15 protein-coding genes are annotated in these 20,369 nt (G+C 63.7%); 2 read left to right on the forward strand and 13 right to left on the reverse strand.

Features of this window, described 5'->3' with window-relative positions; all coding sequences use genetic code 11:
* Window positions 1-68 precede the first annotated feature (68 nt).
* Window positions 69-1,526 (forward strand): aldehyde dehydrogenase family protein, encoded by a 1,458-nt coding sequence (locus B0G69_RS33430; protein ID WP_121324418.1) that lies wholly within the window; start codon window positions 69-71, stop codon window positions 1,524-1,526.
* Between the two features lie 67 nt (window positions 1,527-1,593).
* Window positions 1,594-2,802 carry a M20 aminoacylase family protein gene (locus tag B0G69_RS33435; protein ID WP_121324419.1) on the forward strand — a complete coding sequence of 403 codons (1,209 nt, stop codon included), beginning with the start codon at window positions 1,594-1,596 and terminating at the stop codon, window positions 2,800-2,802.
* A gap of 105 nt (window positions 2,803-2,907) precedes the next feature.
* On the opposite strand, the gene B0G69_RS33440 is transcribed toward B0G69_RS33435, so the two are convergent.
* The 13 genes from B0G69_RS33440 to B0G69_RS33500 all read right to left on the reverse strand — a co-directional run bounded on the left by B0G69_RS33440 (window position 2,908) and on the right by B0G69_RS33500 (window position 20,360).
* Window positions 2,908-4,485 (reverse strand): ABC transporter substrate-binding protein, encoded by a 1,578-nt coding sequence (locus B0G69_RS33440; RefSeq protein ID WP_121324420.1) that lies wholly within the window; start codon window positions 4,483-4,485, stop codon window positions 2,908-2,910.
* A gap of 327 nt (window positions 4,486-4,812) precedes the next feature.
* Window positions 4,813-5,190, reverse strand: a complete 378-nt coding sequence (locus tag B0G69_RS33445; protein ID WP_241991686.1) for an AraC family transcriptional regulator — start codon at window positions 5,188-5,190, stop codon at window positions 4,813-4,815.
* Window positions 5,191-5,210: 20 nt separating this feature from the next.
* Window positions 5,211-6,365, reverse strand: coding sequence for an FAD-dependent oxidoreductase (locus B0G69_RS33450; protein WP_121324421.1), 1,155 nt, complete (start codon window positions 6,363-6,365; stop codon window positions 5,211-5,213).
* A complete protein-coding gene (locus B0G69_RS33455; protein WP_121324422.1) occupies window positions 6,362-7,798 on the reverse strand; it encodes an FAD/NAD(P)-binding oxidoreductase in 1,437 nt (478 codons plus the stop codon). Before B0G69_RS33455 ends, B0G69_RS33450 begins: the two co-directional genes overlap by 4 nt.
* Window positions 7,780-8,088 carry a (2Fe-2S)-binding protein gene (locus B0G69_RS33460; protein WP_121325084.1) on the reverse strand — a complete coding sequence of 103 codons (309 nt, stop codon included), beginning with the start codon at window positions 8,086-8,088 and terminating at the stop codon, window positions 7,780-7,782. Before B0G69_RS33460 ends, B0G69_RS33455 begins: the two co-directional genes overlap by 19 nt.
* Window positions 8,089-8,158: 70 nt before the next feature.
* Window positions 8,159-9,436, reverse strand: coding sequence for an FAD-binding oxidoreductase (locus tag B0G69_RS33465; protein WP_121324423.1), 1,278 nt, complete (start codon window positions 9,434-9,436; stop codon window positions 8,159-8,161).
* Between the two features lie 64 nt (window positions 9,437-9,500).
* Complete coding sequence (locus B0G69_RS33470; protein ID WP_121324424.1) at window positions 9,501-10,169, reverse strand: haloacid dehalogenase type II; 669 nt, start codon at window positions 10,167-10,169, stop codon at window positions 9,501-9,503.
* Between the two features lie 421 nt (window positions 10,170-10,590).
* Window positions 10,591-12,072: an aldehyde dehydrogenase family protein gene (locus B0G69_RS33475; RefSeq protein WP_121324425.1), complete on the reverse strand. Its 1,482-nt coding sequence runs from the start codon at window positions 12,070-12,072 to the stop codon at window positions 10,591-10,593.
* 140 nt (window positions 12,073-12,212) lie between these two features.
* A complete protein-coding gene (locus B0G69_RS33480) occupies window positions 12,213-14,219 on the reverse strand; it encodes a hydantoinase B/oxoprolinase family protein (RefSeq protein ID WP_121324426.1) in 2,007 nt (668 codons plus the stop codon).
* Window positions 14,220-14,238: 19 nt separating this feature from the next.
* Window positions 14,239-16,281, reverse strand: coding sequence for a hydantoinase/oxoprolinase family protein (locus tag B0G69_RS33485; RefSeq protein WP_121324427.1), 2,043 nt, complete (start codon window positions 16,279-16,281; stop codon window positions 14,239-14,241).
* 190 nt (window positions 16,282-16,471) lie between these two features.
* Window positions 16,472-18,406, reverse strand: coding sequence for an ABC transporter ATP-binding protein (locus B0G69_RS33490; protein WP_121324428.1), 1,935 nt, complete (start codon window positions 18,404-18,406; stop codon window positions 16,472-16,474).
* Window positions 18,406-19,371, reverse strand: a complete 966-nt coding sequence (locus tag B0G69_RS33495; protein WP_121324429.1) for an ABC transporter permease — start codon at window positions 19,369-19,371, stop codon at window positions 18,406-18,408. Before B0G69_RS33495 ends, B0G69_RS33490 begins: the two co-directional genes overlap by 1 nt.
* Window positions 19,372-19,406: 35 nt before the next feature.
* A complete protein-coding gene (locus tag B0G69_RS33500) occupies window positions 19,407-20,360 on the reverse strand; it encodes an ABC transporter permease (protein ID WP_121324430.1) in 954 nt (317 codons plus the stop codon).
* Window positions 20,361-20,369 lie beyond the last annotated feature (9 nt).

The following is a 20,369-nucleotide window of genomic DNA, read 5'->3' on the forward strand; positions in this document are numbered from 1 at the left end:
GTTTCGACTTTTATCCGTGCGCTTTCGCCTGCCGCGAGCGCACGGTATCCACGCAAGGACACGCCGCAATGAAATCACCCGTACTTCACCTAATGCAGGCTGGCCATCTCGACCGGTTCTTTATCGACGGCGAATGGATCGCGCCTGTCGGCACAGAACGCGCCGCCGTGGTCTGCCCTTCCACCGAAGAGACGCTCTGCGACATCCCGTTAGGCGACGCGAGCGACGTCGACCGCGCCGTGCAGGCCGCGCACAAAGCGTTCGTGAGTTGGTCGAGGACTTCGCCCAACGAGCGTGCCGCGCTGCTCGAGCGCGTTCATGCCCTCTTCCTCGAACGAGCCGAACTGTTCGCGTTCGCCCTGTCGATGGAAATGGGCGCGCCAATCAACTACGCGCGCAGTGCCCACGTGCCGCTCGCGGCCGAACATATCCGCGTCGCACGCGACAACCTCGCGACTTACCCATTCGTCGCCCAGCGTGGCACCACCGCCATCGCCCGCGAGCCGATCGGCGTGTGCGCGCTCATCACACCGTGGAACTGGCCGATCTATCAGATCACCGCGAAGGTCGGGCCGGCGCTCGCCGCCGGCTGCACCGTCGTCCTCAAGCCCAGCGAGTTGTCGCCGTTGAGCGCCCTGCTGTTTGCCGAGGTCATCGCCGAGGCGGGCATTCCTGCGGGCGTGTTCAACCTCGTGAGCGGCACGGGCCCGGAAGTGGGTACGGCGCTCGCCTCCCATCCACAGGTCGATATGGTGTCGATCACCGGTTCGACGCGAGCGGGCGTGCTGGTCGCCCAGGCGGCCGCGCCGACGGTCAAGCGCGTTGCCCAGGAACTCGGCGGCAAGTCACCCAACATCGTGTTGCCTGATGCCGATCTGCCTCGTGCGGTCACGCTCGGCGTAGCGGCTGCGTTTCGCAACACGGGACAGTCATGCAGCGCGCCGACGCGCCTGATCGTCCCGCGCAGCGTCATGGCCCAGGTCGATGAACTCGCCGTGGCGGCGACCAAACAGATGATTGTCGGCGATCCGTTCGCCGAGGCGACGACCCATGGTCCGCTAGCGAATCGCGCACAGTTCGGCCGAGTGCAGCAGATGATCGAAGCGGGCGTAGACGATGGCACGAAGCTGATCGTGGGCGGCCCAGGAAGACCCACCGGATTGAGCCAGGGCTTCTATGCGCGCCCGACGATATTCTCGGATGTACGCACGGACATGCCGATTGCCCAGCAGGAGATCTTCGGGCCCGTCCTTGCGATCCTTGCGTATGACACGGTGGAAGAAGCAATCACCATCGCGAACGACACCGTGTACGGGCTTGGCGCACATGTCCAGGGCACGGACAAAACGCTGATGCGTCAGGTCGCCGCACGCATCGAGTCAGGCCAAGTGCATCTGAACTACCCGGCGTGGGACCCGCAGGCTCCGTTCGGCGGATACAAGCAATCCGGAAACGGTCGCGAGTACGGGATCGAAGGAATGGAAGAGTACATGGAGGTGAAGTCGATCGTCGGGTACTACAATTAAACGACCGCAAGACGTCACACAGTGACGTCGACAACTTGAAGCTGTCAGCTTTCGAAAGGTGCTGAGATTGGAAACCGCCGATATTCCCGAGACATCGTTAACCGCGCATCAACCGCATTGGGCAAAGTTGCGACGCGACCTTCACGCACATCCCGAGTTGCGCTTCGAAGAACACAGGACGGCTGACGTCGTCGCGCGTGAGCTTGAGGAACTCGGTTATACGATATCGCGCGGACTGGGAGGAACTGGCGTCGTGGCGAGCTTGCCGGGCGCGAATCCGGATTGGGGCATCGTGCTCCGTGCGGATATGGATGCGTTGCCCATCCACGAAGCCAACGATTTCACGCACGCGTCGTGCGCGCACGGAATCATGCACGCGTGCGGGCACGACGGTCACACGGTGATGTTGCTCGGCGCCGCGCGCATCCTGAAGGGCATGCCGCAGTTGCCCGGCAGCGTTCATTTCGTATTTCAGCCGGGAGAAGAAGGCGGCGCGGGTGCGCGAAAGATGATCGACGATGGGCTGTTCGAGCAATATCCCACCGAGGCGGTATTCGGCATGCACAACTGGCCTGGGTTGCCAGCCGGACATTTCGGCTTGCGGGTTGGTCCGATCATGGCGGCCGGCTCGCGCTTCAGGATCACGGTCACCGGCAAGGGCGCACACGCGGCACAACCGCATCTTGGCCTCGATCCTATCCCGCTAGCCTGTTCGATGGTGCTGCACTGTCAGACCATCGCGGCGCGGCACAAGGACCCCGTCGATCCCGCCGTGATCTCCGTCTGTATGATCCACGCGGGCGACACCGACAACGTCATCCCGGACAGCGCCGAGTTGCGCGGAACGATACGCACGCTGTCGTCGGAGTTGCAGCAGAAATTGCAGCGCGACATCCGGCAGATGTGCGAAGGGCTTGCCGCCGCTCACGGCGCTCAGGCCGAGGTCACGTTCTTCCAGTACTATCCGGCGACCATCAACACGCGGGTCGAGACCGCCCTATGCGAAGCGGTCATTCGCGAGACGTTCGGCGATGAACGTACGCACGCCGACGTGCCGGCCAACATGACATCGGAAGATTTCGGCTTCATGCTGGAAGAGCGTCCCGGCACGTATGTGCTGATCGGCAATGCGAACCCGGGCACGACCGCCCCGAGTCTGCATAACCCGAAGTACGACTTCAACGACGACATCATTCCGGCTGGTGTCCAGTACTGGATCACGCTGGCACAGCACTACTTCCGGACTCGTCAGCTAAAGAGCGTGAGCAGCGCCTGATCCACCGGCACGCTGGCGAGGCTTTGCATAACGCAGACCTCGTCCGAACTCGAAGAGACTCGACAAAATCCGCAGGAGACCGCTCACAGCGGTCTCCCTGCTCCGTCATCCCTGCCACCACACATATTCGCCGAAGCAGAAACCCATCAATCCACCGGTCGGGATCGAGCCCAGACCTTTGACGCGCTTGTCGTAGCCGTCGAGCAGACTGATGAACGACGGTATACCGATGCCGCCTTCCTTGTGGACGATCTCCTGCATGTCGCCGTACATCTGTTTGCGCTTCGCGTCGTCGGTTTCGGCACGCGCGGCGATCAGCAGTTGATCGAACTTCGGATTGTTCCAGCCCGACTCATTCCACGGCGCATCCGATTTGAAGAACTGGGTGAACAGCACATCGGCGCTCGGCCGCGGGTTGATGCTGCCGAATCCCAACGGATGCTTCATCCAGTGATTGGACCAGTAGCCATCGGCAGGCACCCGGTTCACGGTGAGATTCACGCCGATCTTCTGCGCCGACTGCTGCATCAGCACCGCCATCTCGATCGAGCCATTGGCATCCGAGGTCGCATAGATCGGCGGAATCGGTGCGCCGATCGCGCCGGCCTTCTGCAGGTAGAACTTCGCCTTGTCGAGATCGTACGGGCGCTGCGGCAGCGAGGCATTGAAGTAACGATGCCCGGGAGGAATCGGCTGATCGTTGCCGATCACCGCGTAGCCGCGAAAAATCGCCGTGCGGATCTGCTCGCGATCGAACAGGTACTTCATGCCGAGCACGAAATCCGGATTGCCTGTCAGCGTGGTATCGCGCCGCATGATGAGGTCGGTATAGAGCCCCGACCTGGTTTCCTTGATCGCATAGCCGGCCGTCGATGCAACCCGTTGCGTCGCTCGCGGATCGACAGCGCTGATCAGATGCACGTCGCCCGACAATAGCGCGTTGACACGCGCAGCGTTGTCGCTGATACCGATCAGTTCCACCTGGTCGAGATACGGTTTTCCCGGCTTCCAGAAGCCGTCGTTGCGCACGCCGACAGTCGACACACCAGGCTTGAACGATTTCACCTTGTAGGGGCCCGTGCCGACGGCGGTCGTGAAATCGGTCGTGCCGTCCTTGATAATCACCAACTGCGGCGTGGCGAGAATCACCGGCAAATCCGCATTCGGCACGGTCAGCGTGATCGTCACTTCGTCGGGACCGGTCGCCTTGACGTCGGCGAACTGGTCGGCCACTGACTTGACCTTCGACCCCGTCGCCGGGTTCTTGTGACGCAGCAGCGAATACACGACGTCGGCCGGTGCGAGCGACTTGCCATCGGTGAACATCACGCCCTTGCGCAGCTTGAGGACCCACGTCTTCGCATCGCTGCTGTCGAGCGATTGCGCGAGGTTCATCTGCGGCGTGAGGCTTTCGTCGAGCTGCGTGAGGCCGCTGTAAAAGAGAAAGAAGCGGATGTAGTCGGGGCCTGCGGAACCCTTTGCGGGATCGAGTGTGTCGGCGGTCGAACTCGAATCGTAGGCGACCCGAATCTTGCCGCCCCGCTTCGGCGCATCGGCCGCGAACGCGCTGTTCGCACCGGCGAGCAGTCCACCCGCGCCGCTCGCCATCATGCCGCCGGCCGCCAGAATGCGCATCATGTCGCGGCGAGTGACGCCACCCTGTTTGATATCGTCGTCGTTCATACGAGTGCTCCTGGAAACGTTCGGGAAGGAATGTGCGTCGGTAGTGCTGTAGCTTGTCGTACACGCCTGCCGGCGTTAAAACCAGAGCCAACCTGCTTGTCGCTGCGTCCCCCGGTCAGCCCGGTCAAGAAGCGCTCGTCTTGATTGAATTTCAACATTACAGAATAGTGGGAGTGTTCCGTTCGATGCCATCCCGCCAGCACAAGCGATCGTTTTGACGATGCTTTTCAGCATGAATTGCTGCGGCGACGACGGCGAGGCCCGCAGGGCGACGTACGGAATCCCGCGCAACTGGAAGAACAAAGAATCGCGGCCGCTGCGGGACGCTTAGCAGGAAACCAGCGAAGGCCGCGCCACATAATCTCCCGGCGTCACACCAACGGTGCGCCGGAAGTGACGGCCAAGATGGCTCTGATCGAAGAAGCCCACTTCGGTCGCCACCACCGATGGCGGCACACCATTGCGCAGCAGCGTCTGCGCGTGCCGCACGCGCACGAGACACACATAGCGATGCGGCGAGATGCCGACTTCCTGACGAAACAGCGTCGCAAACCGTGACACGCTCAATCCCGCCGTTGCGGCGAGCATCGCAAGACTGACCGGCTGCGCAAACGACGCTTCGATGAACGCCACCGCTCGTGCAACCGAGCGCGACCCCGCTATCGGTTCGGCAATCGGACGTTCGCCTGCGGCATACATGAGCATTTTCGCCACGATTTTCTCCGCTACGCGGCGATCGGCGCAGCGTTCGCCTGGACGGCGAAGCGCTCGATCGCGAAAGGCTCGATGGGCGTACTGGTCGCACCGGTGTCGATCAGTTCGGCCATCACGTCGCCGACGCCCGGACCGAGCTGAAAGCCGTGTCCGCAAAAGCCGAATGCGTAATACAGGCCATTCACTTTGCCGCTGCGTCCCATGATCGGACGGTCGTCCGGCATGTAGCCTTCGACCCCGCTCCACACGCGAATGATGTTCAGGCGCGACAGCGCCGGCGCGACGCGCGCCGCCTGGCGGCACTGCAGCAGGGTGCTTTCCGGCAGAACCTTCGCACGACGCTCGTCGAGATAGGCCGGACCCCGCGCGCATCCGCCGATCACGATATTGCCGCGCTTCACCTGGCGAAAATACACGATCTCTTCGAGATGCGGCGACGACACCCCGACAACGGGCGTGAGGCCATACGGCACCGGTTCGGTGACCGCCATCTGCGGGCCATGAATCGCGATCGGGACAGCTTCGCCGAACTGTTCGCTCAGCCGGCTGCCCCACGCGCCAGCAGTGATCAGCAGGTTCGGCGCGCAGAACACGCGGCCATCCGTGCTGGTCGCGCGGAACGTGTCGCCGTCTTTCTCGACTGTGGCGATCTCGGTGTTTTCTTCGATCTGCGCACCGGCTCTCACCGCTGCGCGTCCAAAAGCCGGTGCCGCGAGACGAGGATTCGCGTGTCCGTCGATCGGTGCGTGCGATGCTGCCCGTACCTCGGGACCCAGAAACGGAAACTTCGCGCGCATCGCGGCGCCACGGTACAGATCGAGCTTGAGCCCGTATTGCGCAGCTTCACGCGCATACACCTCGAACGCATCGTCCTGTTCCTGCCGATAGCACACGCGAATATGTCCGGTCGGAAGAAACTCGGCATCGTGACCGATCAACTCCGGCAGCTTTCCCCAGATTTCGCGCGAGCGGTTCGCCAGCGGCAACTGCGGCAGATAGCGGCCCTGCCGGCGTACGTTGCCGAAGTTGACGCCACTCGCCTGCTGACCGACCAGGCCGCGTTCCAGCAAAATGACCGAGCGGCCGCGCTGGCGCAGAAAGAACGCCGCCGCGACACCCATGAACCCGCCTCCGACGATCACGATATCCGTATCGGTCCGTTTCATTCTTCCTCCACCGTGCTGCTTGCACTCGACGGTGCTGCGGCCGGCGTGGCAGCCGCCGGTTGCCAACCAGCAACGGTCGACATTGCCAATGGCTTGACCGGCGCCTGCCCGCGCAAGCGGCCGACCTGTTCGAGCGGCACGCCCGCCGCATCGGCGATCACCTCGGCCGCCGCGTGGCCGCAATAGCGGCCTTGGCAGCGTCCCATGCCGACCCGGCTGAACGCCTTCGCGCGATTCGCTTCGCGCGCGCCTTCCTCGCGGATCACGCGACGCAATTCGCCTGCGCTAATTCCTTCGCAACGGCACACTATGGTGTCGTCGGCCAATCGCGCGGCCTGTTGCGCCGGCCACGGAAATGCTTCGGCAAGCCCGGCGCGAAAGCGGTCCATCTTCGAGCGCTCACGCGCGAGCGAAGCGACCAGCGAAGCATCGACGGAATGTCCAAGGTCTTGCAATACGGCCAGCGCCGCGAGTTTTCCGGCGTTCTCCGCGCCATCGGCGCCGAGCACGCGCACGCCGTCCCCAGCCAGATAAACGCGCTCAACCGAACTGCGGCCCATCCGGTCGAGTTGCGGCAACCATTGACGCGTCGACGCATCGAACGCGAACTCACAACCGGCGAGGTCCGCAAGCTGCGTTTCAGGGCGCAGGTGATAACCCATCGCGACGGCATCGCATGAAATACGCTGGTGCGCGCCACGCTTGTCGCGGTAGCTGACCGATTCGACGCCGCGCTCAGCGTCGCCGTGAATCTCAAGCGGCTCGACACCCTGCTCGATCTTCACACCGCTCCTTTTCAGCGACGACACGAGCGCCGCCCCCTTGCGCAGCACGTCGGGCCGCGCGAGCAGCTTGGGCAACGCGCGCAGACGCTTGCTCGACGGCGACGTGTCGAGCACCGCGGCCACCTTCGCGCCCGCCTGCACGTACTGGTTCGCGACCAGATATAGCAATGGCCCGGAACCCATGAACACCACGTTGCTGCCGATCGAACAGGCTTGCGCCTTCAGCGCGATCTGCGATGCGCCGAGACTGTAGGTACCGGCAAACTGCCAGCCCTTGACCGGCATCAGCCGATCAGTTGCACCGGGGCACAGGATCAGCGCGTCGAACGCATGATGGTTGGCGACACTGTCGCGTGCCGTGTAGAGCTTGCCGCCGGATACGTTCCACGCAAGCGTCTCCGGTGCGTAGTCGATCTGCGCACGCAACCGTTCGAAACTGTCGTGCAGATTCTGCGCACTTGCGGCTTCGGTGCCATAGAGCTTCGTATAGGGCCGTGAAAACTGCTCAGGCTGCCGGCGATAAATCTGTCCGCCATCACGCCGGCTTTCGTCGATCACAAGGGGACGCAGCCCCGCCGCGACCAGCGCTTGCGCGCAGCGAATCCCGGCCGGTCCGGCACCGACGACGATTACACGAGGTTGGGCCATTGCAGCTCCGGTTGACGGGTGACGATATCGAGTTCCTCGCTGACCACCGTCGTGCAGGCGCGAACGCGTTGGCCATCGGCGGTCCAGACCCAGCAATCCTGGCACGCGCCCATCATGCAAAAACCCGCGCGCACTTCCGGACCGAACTCGGACTGCCGCACGTGGCCGGTGTTGCACAGCATCGCTACCAGCAGCGTGTCGCCTTCGAGACCGTCGACCATTTCGCCGTCGATCCGAAACGAGACGGTGGCGCGCGTGGTTTCAGCGAGCCGGACGAATCTGGACTTCATGCGCGTGACTCCCATTGCGCGCCGACGCCGCGACGCAGAGCGTGAATGCCGTTCAGTGGCGGCATGGCCATCAATGCAGGATGTCCTGCAATCGGTAATACGCGCCGACTAACGGCAGAAACCACGCGTGACCGAAGTGACCGGGAATAGCCGGCCATTCGAGATCGCGCCAGGGATTGCCAGCCGCCGCGCCGTACAGCACGTCGGCCATCACGCGGCCCATGTGTACCGACATCTGCACGCCATGGCCGCTGTAACCCATCGAATAAAAGAGACCTTCATGCTGGCCCGCACGTGGCAGACGGTCGGCGGTCATGTCGACGAGACCGCCCCAGCAGTAGTCGAGCCGCACATTCGCCAGTTCGGGGAAATAAGCCGCGAGCCCGGCGCGCAGAATCTGCCCGCTTTTTTCATCGGAACTGGGGCTCGACATCGCGAAGCGGGCGCGGCCGCCGAACAGCAGCCGGTTATCGGGCGTCACGCGAAAGTAGTTGCCGATCTGACGCGACGTCACATAGGCGCGGCGCGTGGGGAATAGCCGGTTCAGTTGCTCGGGCGGCAACGGTTCGGTCACGACGATGAAGCTGCCCACTGGCGCGATACGCCGCCGGAACCACTGGAACGGCCCGATCTGCGACGCGCCGGTTGCGACCAGCACGCGATCCGCGCGGATCGTGCCGCGCGCACAGGTGATTTCATAGCGCTCGCCGTCGAGCCGCTTCATCTGCGTGACGGGCGCCTGTTCGAAGATCCGCGCGCCGTGCCGTACCGCAGCCTGGGCCAGCCCGACGCCGAACTTGCCCATATGCATCTGCGCGCCGTTGCGCTGCAACAGCCCGCCAAAAAAACCATCCGAGCCGACTTCGTCGCGCAGGTTTTCACGCGGAATCAGATCGATATCCTGGTCGACTTCGCGCAGCAGGACTTCATAGGTCTTCTCCAGCTTTGCGAAATGCTCGGGCTTGGCGGCCAGTTTGAGCTTGCCCGTACGGACGAAATCACAATCGATCTGATGCGCGGTGACGATCGAATCGACCGTCGCCACGGCGCTTTCATACGCGCGATAGAACGCCTTCGCCTGGGTTGCACCGATCTTCGCCGCCAGCGACGCGTAGTCGTGCGCGAGTCCGGTGTTGCACTGGCCGCCGTTGCGTCCCGACGCTTCGCCGGCGATCTGCCCGGCTTCGAGCACCGTCACCTGGACGCCGCGCGACGCGAGTTCGAGCGCCGCCGACAAACCGGTGAAGCCGCCGCCGATCACGACCACCTCGGCATGACCCTCCACCGGCCCTTCGCGACTGCCGCGGAAGGCCGGACGCGTGTCCAGCCAGTACGATTCGAGTTTCATCCAATCTCTTCAGCGAAGTTCAGGTTAAACCGCCGCGGCGTTCACGGCATGACAGCATGCGCACTTACAGACCGACTACGCCCGGAAGACCGCCGATGTCCTTGATTTCCGTATAGCCGTAGAACGGTGTTGACGGTTCGTGGCCGCGTGACACGAACACCTTGTTCCTGATACCCATATCGTGGGCCGTCATCAGGTCGTAACGCAGGCTCGACGACACATGCAGGATGTCCTCGGGACCGCAGCCTAGATTGTCGAGCATATATTCGAACGCCTGCATGCGCGGCTTGTACGCCTGCGCCATCTGCGCAGTAAAGACCTTGTGGAACGGCGCACCGAGCTTGTCCACGTTGCTCTGGATCTGCTCGTTCATGGCGTTCGACAGAATCACCAGCGGAATTTCCTTCGCCACCTTCGCGAGGCCTTCCGGGACGTCCGGGTGCGGACCCCAAGTGGGGACGGCGTCGTAGAACTTCTGCGCTTCGGCGTCGATGTACTCGATATTCCAGCGCTTGAGCGTACGGCGCACGGCGTTCTTCACCACGTCCTGATACGGCTTCCACGCGCCGAGCACTTCATCGAGGCGGTACGCCGCGAAATCCTTGACGAACTGTTCCATCTGATCAGCCGGAACGCGGTCGGCGAAAATGTCGCGCGCCAGGTCGCCCATACGAAAGCGAGTGAGCGTGCCGTAGCAGTCGAACGTGATGTATTTGGGTTTGAAGCGGGTCATGTCTAGTCCCTGTGGTCAGCGAAGATCAAGTCAGAGCCGAAAGCGAACGCGATCTGAAACCGCGTCAACGAAACGAAAACCAGCGACACGCCGCCGTTAAACAGCGGCGCGCCCGTAGCGCGGCGCGGGGGAGAATCGTTCGCGGCCTCGCTTGCTGAGAAACATTAAATCACCTCAAAAAAGCCGAGTTACCGTGTATTGGCGGTTCACCAGCACAGAATCCACCGTTTTTCGCGCCCCGTTCAGCACACTATGCGGCAGGGTTTTGCGTGGCTTTTGCGCAGTCCCGAGTGGCTTGTCAGGCCGTCAGTTGCGCTCGTATTGCCCGCGCAAATGCGAAATGGCCGCGTCGGCACGCGGCCTCTTTCAGCCGCTTCAGAGTACGCGGCAAGAAGGACCGGGCGCGACCGGGCGCCTGGTATCAGGCACCGTCCGTCAGGTCGATCAACACGCTCTTGAAACGCAGATTCGCCTCGAATGCCTGGCGTCCCAGGTCCTTGCCGATACCCGACTGCTTGTAGCCGCCGGTCGGAATCACGAAGTCGGCTGTGCGTCCATAGCGGTTGATCCACACCGTACCGGCCTCGATGCCGCGCATCATCCGCAGCGCACGGCTCAGATCGGCGGTGTGCACGCCCGCTGCGAGACCGTACTTTTCATGCGCGGCCAGCGCGAGCGCTTCGTCGTCGTCATCGAAGGTCTGCACAGTCAGAACCGGCCCGAAAATCTCTTCACGCACCGCTTCGGACGCCGGAGTCACGCCGGTCAGGATAGTCGGTGCGTAGAACGCACCGTCGCCGTCCAGTTCGAGCCGCGCGCCGCCCGCGGCCGCTTGCGCACCGCTATCGAGTGTACGGCGCACGATGCCGTCGATGCGTTGCAGTTGCGGTGCCGAGATGATCGGCGGCAACGTGGTGCCCGGCGACCAGGTTTTGCCCGGCTTCAGCGCGGCGAACGCGCTCGCGATGCCGTCGATCAGGCGCGGCGCCGCGCTGCGTTCGACCATCAATCGCGAGCCGGCCACACACACCTGTCCGGCGTTACCGGCAATCGCCGCTGCGACCCGGCGTGCTACCCGGTCAAGATCCGGCGCGTCGGCGAACACGAGTTGCGGACTCTTGCCGCCCAACTCCAGCGTGACCGGCTTGGTGCCGCTCTGCGCGCAAGCCGCCATGATCGCCGCGCCAGTCTGCGTCGACCCGGTGAATGTGACTTTCGAAATCTTCGGATGACGGCACAGCGCGTCGCCCGTCGTGCGGCCATCGCCTTGCACGACATTGAAGATGCCCGGCGGAATACCCGCTTCGATCGCGAGTTCGGCTAGACGCAGCACCGAAAACGGCGTCAGTTCCGAGGGTTTGAGCACGACTGCATTGCCCGCAGCGAGCGCCGGTGCGATCTTCCACGATGCCATCACAAGTGGGAAATTCCACGGCGAAATCGCAGCGATGACGCCATAGGGTTCGGCGATCGTCATGCCGAGGTGATCGGGGCGGGTCGCGGCCACTTCGCCGCCGACCCGGTCGGCAAATTCGCTGTAGAAGCGGATGCCTTCAGCGGTGAAGGGGATGTCCCAGCGCGCCGCGTCCGCGATCGGACGCGTCGAGCCGAGCGCTTCGAGCGGCGCGAGGGCCGCCACATCGGCTTCGATCAGTTCAGCCCAGCGGCGCATGGCGCGGGCCCGCTCGCGTGGCGCACGGCGCGTCCAGTCGCTGGTTTTGAACGCGCGCCATGCGTCTTCCACGGCGCGATCCACCACCGCTGCATCGGCGACTGGCAATGCCGCATAGAAGACGCCGTCGGACGGCCGTGCGACATCGAGCGCGCCCTCGCCTTCCACATACTGTCCGCCGATGAAATGCGCGCTGCGCACGCTGACTCGGTTGGGGTCGAAGCTATCCATCTTGTCCGCTCCAGTTAGGAAGAAGGGATGTCACAGGGTGGGCGCGTGTCCACAGCGCCGGATGCCACGCTGCGAATCGACCGTGCCGGGTTCACCGCGCCGTGTCGTACGATGCGGTGCCGCGTGGTGTCGCGCCGCGCTCACATTGCATTCAACTGCGGATACTCGCGACGCAGTTCCGCGAACATCGCCTGCACAACCTCGCCGCCGCGCTCTTGCGCGAGATGCGGATCGGACGCAATCCGGTTATCGAGCGCCTCGAACAGCCGATGCTTGATGAAGTAGCGCCACTGCACCGGCACGCCCGCCAGGATCACCGTCAATGCGGCATAGCGTTCGCGAGTCCACTTCGCTTCGAACGCATCGCGATACGGGCCGAACGAGAACGCAGGCGGTACCGATGCACCGATCCGAGCCCGTGCTTCGTCGCGCAACTGTTGCGTGCGTGCACTATCCAGCCTGTCACCGTCGAGTGCGACGCCGTAGACGTCGCGTGCTTCGTCGATGCTTACATAGCCCCGCAACACGTCCTCGCGCACCTTCTGCGGATCGCGATCGATCGGCCGTCCATAACCGCCCGCGCCCGCGCCGACGAGACGGATCACGTCGCCCGGCATGCAGACGACCAGATCGTTGTTATCCAGCTCTTCCGCTTGCGGCGTATCCGGATTGCGCGTGAAGTGCGCATTGCCACCGGCGTGCCCGCCGCGAACGCCCCACGACGCGAAACGCGTGCGATCGCGATTACGCGCGGTCACGAGCGTATTCGGCGAGAACACCTTGAATTCCATCACGAGGCCCTGGCCGCCGCGATACTGGCCCGCGCCACCCGAACCGGGCGCCACGCCATAGCGGGTGATGCGGATCGGCACCTCGGTTTCGTTGATTTCGACCGGCGTATTGCGCAGGAACGCGTTGTTGGCACCCGAGCCGTCTTCGCCATCATCCGACGGACTACCGCCCGCGCCGCCGCCAATAGGTCCGATCGACGCCATCACGGTCGCGCCCTGACGGTCGAGCGTCTTCACGCTGAGAATTGACAGACCGCCGGCCGGACATGCCGCGAGCCGGTCAGGCACGGCCTGCGAAAACGCACCGAATGTCAGCAGATGCAGCAGCTTGCACGTCAGGCTGCGCATGCCGACCGCTGCGGGTTTGGTCGCGTTGACCACCGTACCTTCCGGCAGGATGCAGCGTGCAACACGCAGCATGCCCGTGTTGAGCAGGATGTCGGGGTTGAGCGTGTAGAGCACATAGACGAAGCCGACCAGTGCGAGCGCATGGCGCTCCCGTCCGCCAGTCGGAATGTTGAGCGACGACTGCAGTTGCGGATCGCTGCCGGTGTAATCCATCTCCACCGAGCCGCCCTTGATCCGCACCGTGAGCGCGACGCGCATCGGCTTGCCGCGCACCGAATCTTCGTCGGCGTATTCGGCGAAGAAATAGTCGCCGTCCGGAATGCCACGCAAAATCGTGCGTGCCTGCTCTTCCGAATAGTCGAGCAGCGCACCCATGCCCGCCTTGAAACCGTCGATTCCAAAACGTTCGATGATCTCCAGCACGCGCCGCTCGCCCGTATGCAGCGACGCCAGTTGCGCTTGCAGATCGCCAATATTCTGATTCGGCACGCGCACGTTCGCCGCCATGATCTTTACGATCGAATCGTCGAACACACCCGCGCGCACGATCTTGCACGGCGGAAAGCGAATCCCTTCCTGTTCGATTTCCGTCAGCGTGCGCGACAGCGACGCGGGCACCGCCCCGCCCATATCCGTGTTGTGGATATGTCCGCCGACGAAACAGACGATCTCGCCGCCGTAATACACCGGCTTCCAGATCAGGATGTCGGGCGTGTGCGTGGCAACGAAGCCGCTATACGAATCGTTGGTCATGCAGATGTCGCCCGGCTCGTAGTGATCGATCATCGCGATCACCGGGCTGTAGTCGAGACCGACATACCACGTCGCGCCGAGCGTCTTCGGCGACGCGAACGTGAGGCCTTCCGGCGTCATGATCGCGCAGGAGAAATCCTCGGTTTCCTTGACGAACGTCGAGTGCGCAGTACGCACCAGCGTGTACGCCATGCTTTCGGCTGCGGCCACGCAATAGTTGGCGAAAATCTGCAGCACTGCCTTGTCGAATTGCATTGCGATGCTCCGTCCGAAATCAGTTGACGACCGTGAAGACCAGATTGCCGTATCCATCGACGCGGCCGCGATAACCCGGCAGCACGCTCGTCGTGCAATCGTCCTGGGCGATCACCGCAGGTCCATCGATCTGCTGACCGGCCTTCAGGTCGGCGCGGTGATACAGCGCGGCATCGTGGAACGCGTCGTCCATGAAGACGCGGATCGTGCCCGACGGCGTCGGCAGCCGGTCGCTCGACTCGATGGGTTGCAGCTTCGGCTTGGGCGTCGCGGCGGTGATCACGAGACGCAGCGCGACCACCTGGACTCGGGCCGCAGCGTCGCGATGACCGTATAGCCGCTCGTGCTCGCGATGAAACGCTTCATGCACCGCGCCGAGATCCTGGCCAGTGAGCCAATCGATATCGAGCAGCGTGTCGATTTCGAACGACTGGCCCTTGTAACGCATCTCCGCCGATACGACGATGCACGCCGCGCTGCCATCGCCGGTCTGGCCGGTCATCCAGTCACGGGCGGACGTTTCGAGCCCGCGTACGTCGTCGGCAAGACTGGCAATCGAGACCGTATCGAGGTCGTAATAGGTCGTCTTGACGAAGTCATTGCGGGTGTCCGCGATCAGGCCGCCCAGCGCGCTCAACACGCCTGGCGCGGTCGGCACGACGATCTCCTGCATCCCGATCGCGCGGGCGAAGTAGCACGCGAGCATTGGACCCGCGCCGCCAAACGGCAGCAGAGAAAAGGTGCGTGGATCGATGCCGAAACGCGACACGATCCGGCTCACGCCCGCGTACATGCCCGACACCGCGACATTGACGATCGCCTCGGCGGTCTTGTAGACGCTGGTGCCGAGCTGGTTGGCGAGTACCTCGAGCGCGCGATGCGCCGCGTCATGATCGACCTTCACCGAGTTGTAGCCAAGGCTCGCGTTGCCGATCACACCGAGCACGACAAACGCGTCGGTGATCGTTGCTCGCGTGCCGCCGCGTCCGTAGCAGACCGGGCCGGGATTCGAGCCCGCGCTTTCCGGGCCTACCTTGAGCACGCCGAAATCGTCGACCCAGGCAATCGAGCCGCCGCCATCACCAATCGACGACACCGAGACCGAGGGAATATGAATCTGGAAATCGCCGATGTATTCGCCGCTCGCATATTGCGGCTCGCCGTCGACGATCAACGCGACGTCGGCGGTGGTGCCGCCGATGTCGAGGCTCATGCATTGCTTCAGTCCGCTTTGTCGCGCGACATAGGCGGCGCCGATCACACCCGACGCGGTACCCGACAGGATCATCTGCACGCAGTTGGTCTTGCCCGCTTCCGCGCTCATCACGCCGCCGTTCGACTTGGTCACTTTCATGTCGGCGGTGATGCCGGTTTCGATCAGCGCGCGTTGTAACGAGCTGAGATAGTGCGAGACCTTCGGCTGCACATAGCCGCCGATCACCGCCGTCGAAGTGCGTTCATATTCGCGGATGATCGGCCACACGTCGCTGGAACACGACACGAAGAAGCCCGGCAGCGCGCGTTCGAAAATCGCTTTCACTTCGTGCTCGTGCGCCGGATTGCGGTACGAATGCAACAGCGACACGACGACGCCTTCACAGCCGGCCCGTTGCAGATTCCCGGCAGCTTCGAGCACGCTCGCTTCGTCGACTGGCGTTTCGACAGCACCTTGCGCCGTCAGCCGTTCGACCACGCCGAACACGCGCTCGCGCGGCACCAGCGGCGCCGGCCGCTTCGACAGCAGGTTGTACATGTCCGGGCCTTTGAGGCGCGCGAGGTCGAGCACGTCCTCGAAGTGGCGCGTCGTGATCAGACCGAGACGCAGGCCCTTGCGCTGCACGACCGCGTTCACGCCAACCGTCGTGCCATGCGTGAAGTAATCGACGTCGCGCGGCGCGATGCCATAGCGCTCGGCAAGCTGCTCCATCCCACGCAGCACTTCGCTGCCCGGACTGTCAGGCCGCGAAAAAACCTTCAGCGTTTTCAGCTCGCCGGTTTCGTCGTTCAACACGGCAAAATCGGCGAACGAGCCACCGATATCCACCCCGATTCTCATGCCCATGAAGTTCCCTTTTCGACGTAAGCCCCGGCGAACCGGATTTCACCGGACGACAGGCGGCACGCCCTGAAGCCGCGCCTCAGGACCTGTGTGAAATCGTTTCTTGACGGTTATCGTTGCGGTTCGCACCGGGTGGTTCGGTCGCCGGGCTAATGCAGCTTCGGCATCGCTCGCTGCGTTGGAACCAGCCGCATCAGGCGCGCTCCACGTGTTCCACCGATAGCGGTTCGAGCGGCGCCTGGAAGCGGATCAAATCGGCCTCGCTGCGATGACACAGCACCTGTGCGCCGTTTTCGAGCGTGCGCAGCGAAGGCGTCGTCTGATTGCACACGCCGTCGATGCGCATCGAACAACGCGACACGAACGTGCACAGTTCCGGGTTGTCGTTCGACGGACCGATGGGCGCGAGCTCGCGGTGACAGCGCTCGCTCGCTTCGTCGAGCCAGCCCGCGCGCAACTCCGGTGCGGACGACACCAGCAAATGCGAATACGGATGGTATGGCGGCGCCGACAGGGCGGCACGCGTGCCCGTTTCGACGCGATGACCCGAGTACAGCACGACGATGTCGTCGCTGATGGCACGGACCTTGGCGATGTCATGCGTGATGAACAGATACGAAATGCCGAGCTTTTTCTGCAGATCGCGCAGCAGGTCGAGAATCGCGGCACCGACGACCGTATCGAGCGCCGACGTGACTTCGTCGCACAGGATCAGATCGGGTTCGGCCGCAAGCGCACGCGCGAGATTCACGCGCTGCTTCTGGCCGCCCGACAGCTCAGCGGTACTGCGCGATGCCACCGACGCGGGCAGCCGCACCAGTTCCAGTAATTCCGCGACACGCGCCTGCGCGCGCGCGCCCTTCATGCCGTGATAGAACGCGAGCGGCCGCGCCAGCGTGCGTCCCACCGTGTGGGTCGGATTCAAAGCGGTGTCGGCGTTCTGGAACACGATCTGGATGCGGCGAAACTGCTCTTTCGTGCGTTTGCTCAGATCGCCCGCGAGCGGTTGTCCATCCAGCAGCAATTTGCCACCCGACGGTGTCACGAGCCCGGCGATGACCTTCGCGAGCGTGGTCTTGCCCGAACCGGATTCGCCGATCACGCCAACCGTCTGACCGCGCTCGATCTTGAGATCGACGTCGTTCAGAATCAGCGTGGCCGGCGAGCCTTTCGCGTTGCGCCGGCCATAACCCGCCATCATGCGGCGCACTTCGAGCAGCGGCGTCGAAGGACCGGCCGCCGGTTGCGTGGCCTGATCGATCGGGTTGCGCGGGTCGCCAGAGCGTGATGCGCCATCCGGTGTCACCGCCGCGATCAGGCTCTGCGTGTACGGATGCGCGGGCGCGTGCAGGATCTGCTCAGTCGCGCCCGCCTCGCGGACCGCGCCGTCGCTCAGCACGAGGATGCGATCGGCCATCTGCGCGACCACCGCCAGATCGTGCGACACATACACCGCCGTCATCCCGAACTCCTTGATGACGCGCTTGAATGCCTGCAACACATCGATTTGCGTGGTGACGTCGAGTGCCGTGGTCGGCTCATCGAGAATCACGAGTTCAGGATCGGTAATCAGCGCCATCGCCGCCATCAGACGTTGCAGTTGACCACCCGAGACCTGGTGCGGATAGCGCTTGCCGATCGTGTCCGGCTCGGGCAACGCCAGCGCGCGAAACAGCTCGATGGCCTTGGCCTGCGCAGCACGCTTGCTCAGCGTGCCGTGAATCAGCGCGCTCTCGATCACCTGGTCGAGGATGTTCCGCGACGGGTTGAAGGCGGCGGCCGCGCTCTGCGCGATATACGCGACCTTGCGTCCGCGCAACGAAGCCAGCCCTTTCGGCGACAGCGCCCGCACGTCCGTATCGCCGACGCGGATCGAACCGCCCGCGATGCGGCAACCACTGCGCGCATGCCCCATCAGCGACAACGCGATGGTGGTCTTGCCCGAGCCGGATTCGCCGATCAACGCGAGGACTTCGCCGCGCGCCACTTCGAAATCGACATCGTGCACGATCGTCGTATCCGGCTCGCCCGAACGGCTGCCGACCACGCGCAGTCCGCGTACTTCAACGAGGTTGCGCGAGTTCGTGCCGAGCTTCGTGTCAGGTTTCGTTCTCAGTTGCGTCTTCATTAATGACCTCCGTCGGCGCTGCGTGCGATCTTGCTTTTGCCACCGCGATGCGGCAGACCGTCGATCAACAGATTGACACCAACCGTCAGGATCGCAATGGCCAGCGCCGGCATGATCACGACCGGTGCTCCCTCGCCGAGCCCGGCGATGTTTTCGCGCACCAGCGAGCCGAGATCCGCGAATGGCGGCTGCACGCCCAGGCCGAGGAAGCTCAACCCGCTCAGCAGCAGTACGACGAACGTGAAGCGCAGCCCGGTGTCGGTCAGCATCGGATGCAGCATATTCGGCAGCATCTCGACGCATGCGATATAGAGCGAGCTCTCGCCGCGCGCCCGAGCCACCTGCACGTATTCGAGCTGGCTGATATTCACCGCGAGCGAACGCGCGATCCGGTAGGAGCCCGGCATGTAGCTGATCGCGGCGGTCAGGATCAACAGCGTCAGCGATGAGCCGAACGCGGCCACGATCATCAGCGCGAACATCTTCGACGGAATCGAGGTGATCGCGTCGAGCAGGCGGCTCATCGTTTCATCGATCGCCTTGCCTGCGACGGCGGCCAGCAAACCGAGCGTCGTGCCGGTGACAGCCGCGAGCAGCGCGGCTGCGAGGGACAGCAACACGGTCAGCCGCGTGCCGTAGATGATGCGGCTCAGCATGTCGCGGCCGAGGTAGTCCGAGCCGAGCGGCAGCTTCGCGCTGAAGCTCGCGAACACATCGGGCGTGACGATCGAGCCGACCTCGTGCGGCGCGATCAACGGCGCGAACACCGCGACGAGGAGCGCGAGACACACCATGCCGAAGCCGATCCAGCCGCCCGTAGACAACCTCATCCGTGAGGCGAGCGAGCGGCGGCGTGCCGGTTGCGGTTGGGTCGGCGGCGGCGTCGAACCACCACCGAACGGCTGCGGACGGTCCGCGCCTGGCGGCAATGCGCTGCTGCGCTGAACGAGTTCGGGCGTGGTCATGGGCCGCACCTCCTGCGGAAATGGTCGGTTGGAGTTCATGTCCGCAGCCTCGGGTTCGAGACGATCGCGCACAGGTCGGCCAGCAGCACCAGCACCAGATAGCCGAGGCAGAACAGTAGCGTGCAGGCCTGCACCAGGGGAAAGTCACGGTTGCTGACCGCATCGACCATCAGGCTCGCGAGGCCCGGATAGTTGAAGATGGTTTCGACGACGATCACGCCGCCCAGCAGATACGACAGGCTCAGCGCAATCGCGTTGGCGATCGGACCGATCGCGTTCGGCAGCGCATGGCGTAGCACTACACGCGCCGGGCTCGCGCCCTTGAGCACCGCCATTTCCACATAGGACGACCCCAGTTGTTCGATCACCGCTGCGCGTGTCATGCGCGCCATTTGCGCGATCACGACCGCGCACAGCGTCAGCACCGGCATCGCGTACGCACGCAGGAACTGGTTGAAGTCATCGATTTCGCCGCCGTACGACAGTGCAGACAGCCAGTGCAGCTTCACCGCGAAAATCAGCACCGCGATCGTCGCAATCAAAAATTCCGGCGTCGCGACGAGCGACAGCGTGGTCAGACTCACGATGCGGTCGATCAGCGAATTACGATTGACCGCCGCGAGAATGCCGAACGAGACCGCGAACGGCACCGAGACCGCCGTCGTGATCGCCGCGAGTGTCAGCGATTTCGGCAGACGGCCTTCGATCAGTTCCGAGACCGGCAGATTGTTCGACAGCGAGACGCCAAAGTTGCCGCGCATGAGACCTGCCAGCCAGTGCACGTAGCGCAGATAAGCGGGTTGATCGAGGCCAAACTGCAGGCGCAGCGCCGCGACGGTTTCGGGGGTCGCGGACTGACCGAGCGCGGCTTGCGCGGCGTCGCCCGGCAGCAGGTTCGTGATCGCGAAGATGATGACGGACACGATCAGCAGCGTGAGCGCAGTCACCGCGATGCGTCGGACTATCAGTGCGACTATGTTCTGGTTCATCGTCCAGAT

Source organism: Paraburkholderia sp. RAU2J, from assembly GCF_003634845.1.
Taxonomy (GTDB): domain Bacteria; phylum Pseudomonadota; class Gammaproteobacteria; order Burkholderiales; family Burkholderiaceae; genus Paraburkholderia; species Paraburkholderia fynbosensis.

Bases quoted from the DNA above. Each gene is read 5' to 3' on its own strand.
- B0G69_RS33430 (WP_121324418.1), top strand. From the start codon at position 69: ATGAAATCACCCGTACTTCACCTAATGCAGGCTGGCCATCTCGACCGG.
- B0G69_RS33440 (WP_121324420.1), bottom strand. From the start codon at position 4,485: ATGAACGACGACGATATCAAACAGGGTGGCGTCACTCGCCGCGACATG.
- B0G69_RS33445 (WP_241991686.1), bottom strand. From the start codon at position 5,190: ATGCTCATGTATGCCGCAGGCGAACGTCCGATTGCCGAACCGATAGCG.
- B0G69_RS33450 (WP_121324421.1), bottom strand. From the start codon at position 6,365: ATGAAACGGACCGATACGGATATCGTGATCGTCGGAGGCGGGTTCATG.
- B0G69_RS33455 (WP_121324422.1), bottom strand. From the start codon at position 7,798: ATGGCCCAACCTCGTGTAATCGTCGTCGGTGCCGGACCGGCCGGGATT.
- B0G69_RS33460 (WP_121325084.1), bottom strand. From the start codon at position 8,088: ATGAAGTCCAGATTCGTCCGGCTCGCTGAAACCACGCGCGCCACCGTC.
- B0G69_RS33465 (WP_121324423.1), bottom strand. From the start codon at position 9,436: ATGAAACTCGAATCGTACTGGCTGGACACGCGTCCGGCCTTCCGCGGC.
- B0G69_RS33470 (WP_121324424.1), bottom strand. From the start codon at position 10,169: ATGACCCGCTTCAAACCCAAATACATCACGTTCGACTGCTACGGCACG.
- B0G69_RS33475 (WP_121324425.1), bottom strand. From the start codon at position 12,072: ATGGATAGCTTCGACCCCAACCGAGTCAGCGTGCGCAGCGCGCATTTC.
- B0G69_RS33480 (WP_121324426.1), bottom strand. From the start codon at position 14,219: ATGCAATTCGACAAGGCAGTGCTGCAGATTTTCGCCAACTATTGCGTG.
- B0G69_RS33485 (WP_121324427.1), bottom strand. From the start codon at position 16,281: ATGGGCATGAGAATCGGGGTGGATATCGGTGGCTCGTTCGCCGATTTT.
- B0G69_RS33490 (WP_121324428.1), bottom strand. From the start codon at position 18,406: ATGAAGACGCAACTGAGAACGAAACCTGACACGAAGCTCGGCACGAAC.
- B0G69_RS33495 (WP_121324429.1), bottom strand. From the start codon at position 19,371: ATGACCACGCCCGAACTCGTTCAGCGCAGCAGCGCATTGCCGCCAGGC.
- B0G69_RS33500 (WP_121324430.1), bottom strand. From the start codon at position 20,360: ATGAACCAGAACATAGTCGCACTGATAGTCCGACGCATCGCGGTGACT.